Below are 2,776 nucleotides of genomic sequence, written 5' to 3'. Positions count from 1 at the left end.
TGGAGCAATCTCTTTTATATCTTTTTGTTTCTTAGATGAGTAGTATAGTAGTTTTGTATTTAAATTTTTGCCTTTACTATTAAGCTCATCTATTTTTCTTTTTATCTGCCTTATGGTTCCATCGACTCCATCTACTATTTTAGAATTTGGCATTAAGTCTATAAAGCTATCTTTAAAGTAGTTAAAATGCGTACAACCTAAGACTATAAGAGATATATTTTTGCTATCGAATTTAGATATTTTATTTTTTATATACTCTTTAACATTTGGTGAGTTAAATTCCATATTTTGAGCAAATTCTACAAGCTTAGGCATTGGCAAAAGATGAGTTTTATTATTTAAATTTGATTTTTTTAGTAATTCATTTAGTTTTGCGCCTTTTATCGTAGCAGGCGTAGCGATAACTAAGATATCTCCATCTGCGTCTTTGCCTAGATTTACTGCTGGTTCCATCCCGATAATTGGTATGTTAAATTTCTCTCTAAGGTCGCTTACAGCAGCGCTCGTAGCAGTGTTGCATGCAATGACTATAATATCAGCCTTACTAGCTAAAAAATCAACCGCATCAATGCTAAGTGCTTTTATCTCATCTATGCTTTTAGTGCCATAAGGTGCATTTTCATTATCGGCAAAATAGATAAAATCACACCCCTCAAGCTTTTTCATTGCCTCATTTAATAAGCTTAACCCGCCAAATCCAGAGTCAAATACCGCTACAACCATCAGCCAAATATCTCAAATTTTTCAAATAATTTTGTATCGTTATCTATCAAGCCTCTATCAATCAAATTTTTAACAACTTCTTGATTACAATTGGTCTCTTTAGGCCACTCTTTTGTATAGCCATCATCTATGGTTTTGCGAGTAGCATCTATGCAAATTTGCTCATCATCTATATATATATCTCGCTGAGCATCAATGCTATTAGTAATACGCCATACCATCATATATGGATTATCTACTCTTGAATCAATATCTGTAAATATTATAATTTTAAAATGTTTTTTAAGCGTTAAAAGAGAGTTAAAAAGAGATTTTAGGTTTGATTTTTTATCTACTTTTACTATACAGATTGGATTTTTAGTATCTGTAAAATATTGATATACTTCTAAAATATCAGAGCTTATTTTTTTAAATTTATCTAGTAGTTCGGTATTGCTTATCACGCTTGGTGCTAAAGTAGAGTAGTCTATAGATGCATCAATGCCTAGTTTGCCTCCATAGCATGAGTTTGGGCTAGCATGGTCAAGTTGATCGCAGACCCCGCTTGTTATTAGACAGCTTTTTGGACTAAATTTATTTAGTATAAATTTAGCTAAATTCTCATAATCATCTAGATCGGGCGCATTGCTTGGGACAAATATAGCGTGTTTTACAAAGCTCATCTGACCAACGCCCCAAAATGCATGCATAAGCTGCTGAGCATGCGCTGGATAAAGGTTATTAAATTTGGCTAATATTAAGTTATGAAATACACCATTTTCAGGCATTTTATAATCAATCAGATCTGGCGCAGTAGTTTGTAAAAGTGGCAAAAATATACGCTCAGTTGCATATCCCATATATTTATCTTCTAAAGGCGGCTTTCCGACGACAGTAGCGGCAAATATTGGATTTTTTTTATGTGTAATTTTGCTTACTTTCATTACTGGAAATGGCTCTATTGGCGTATAATAGCCAGTATGATCGCCAAATCTTCCTTCGTCTTTTAACTCATTTGGATCTACAAATCCTTCGATAATAAAATCAGCATCAAAAGGCACATAAATATCATTCGTAAGTGATTTTACTAATTTTGCTGGTTTTTTACGAATAAATCCATACAGCATTAATTCAAAAATATTTTTTGGCAGTGGTGCTTGCCCACACCATATATATAGCGGATCACCACCGATTGCTACGCTTACGGGCATCTTTTGACCAGCTTTTTTATATTCGTGAAAAAAATGAGCCGCATCTTTATGAATTTGCCAGTGCATTCCTAATTCATCTTTTGAATGAACTTGCAAGCGGTACATTCCTAAATTTTGCGTAGTTCCATTTAAAGTTTTAGTATAAACTTGCCCCATTGTGATAAATGCCCCACCATCATCATCCCACGTTTTTAAAACTGGAAGCTTATATAAATTTGGCTCCATTTGACACTCTTGAGATATACCTCTACCTTTTAATCTTTTTGGAAAGATAGACTTTAAGCCTAAAAGATAAGAAAAAAAATCCAATTTTTCTTTTATTGAATTTGGTTTTTCGGGTTTTAAAAGAGTTGAAATTTCTTTAGCAATATTATCAACATCTCGCCCAAATATCAGCTCTAATGCTTTAAAGCTGCCAAAAATATTTGTAATAACAGGTGGAAATTTATCACCATTTTTATTAGTTGGATTGGTAAATAGTATAGCTTTAGAACTATCCTTTTTAACCTCAATGTAGCTAATATGAGCAATCTCAAGATCTATATCACATGGCGCTTCTATAATTTTTAATAGATTATTTTCTTTGAGTAAATTTATATAGTAATGCATATTTTCTCCATTTTTAAACAAAGAAAGTCTATCATAATATATAAAACATTAAGCAAAAAGTTAGATAAAATCATAAATTTAGAGTAAAAAATTTGAATTTAGACTAAATTTAACTAAGAATTTAAAATATTTAGCAAAATAGCCTAATATTTAAGCTTATTTTAAGCATATCTCTTATATAATTCCAGCTCACGAATTGAGAAACACCTTAACCTTCTGAAAAGCTTGGTTAAATCATCTCTTTATCGTTTTTT

General features: G+C 31.6%; 2 protein-coding genes. Both read right to left on the bottom strand.

Going from position 1 to position 2,776, the window contains the following annotated elements:
* The coding region (gene murI, locus J6V67_RS03835) for a glutamate racemase (RefSeq protein ID WP_291859001.1) at positions 1 to 723 on the bottom strand (723 nt) is incomplete at its 3' end.
* Positions 723 to 2,522 carry a menaquinone biosynthesis decarboxylase gene (locus J6V67_RS03830; RefSeq protein ID WP_291858998.1) on the bottom strand — a complete coding sequence of 600 codons (1,800 nt, stop codon included), beginning with the start codon at positions 2,520 to 2,522 and terminating at the stop codon, positions 723 to 725. The genes murI and J6V67_RS03830, both read right to left, overlap by 1 nt.
* Between the last annotated feature and the right edge of the window lie 254 nt (positions 2,523 to 2,776).

This window comes from Campylobacter sp. (assembly GCF_017646085.1).
GTDB lineage: Bacteria > Campylobacterota > Campylobacteria > Campylobacterales > Campylobacteraceae > Campylobacter.
The sequence above is the reverse complement of the archived record's forward strand: the minus strand, read 5'-3'. Positions and strand labels throughout refer to the sequence as shown.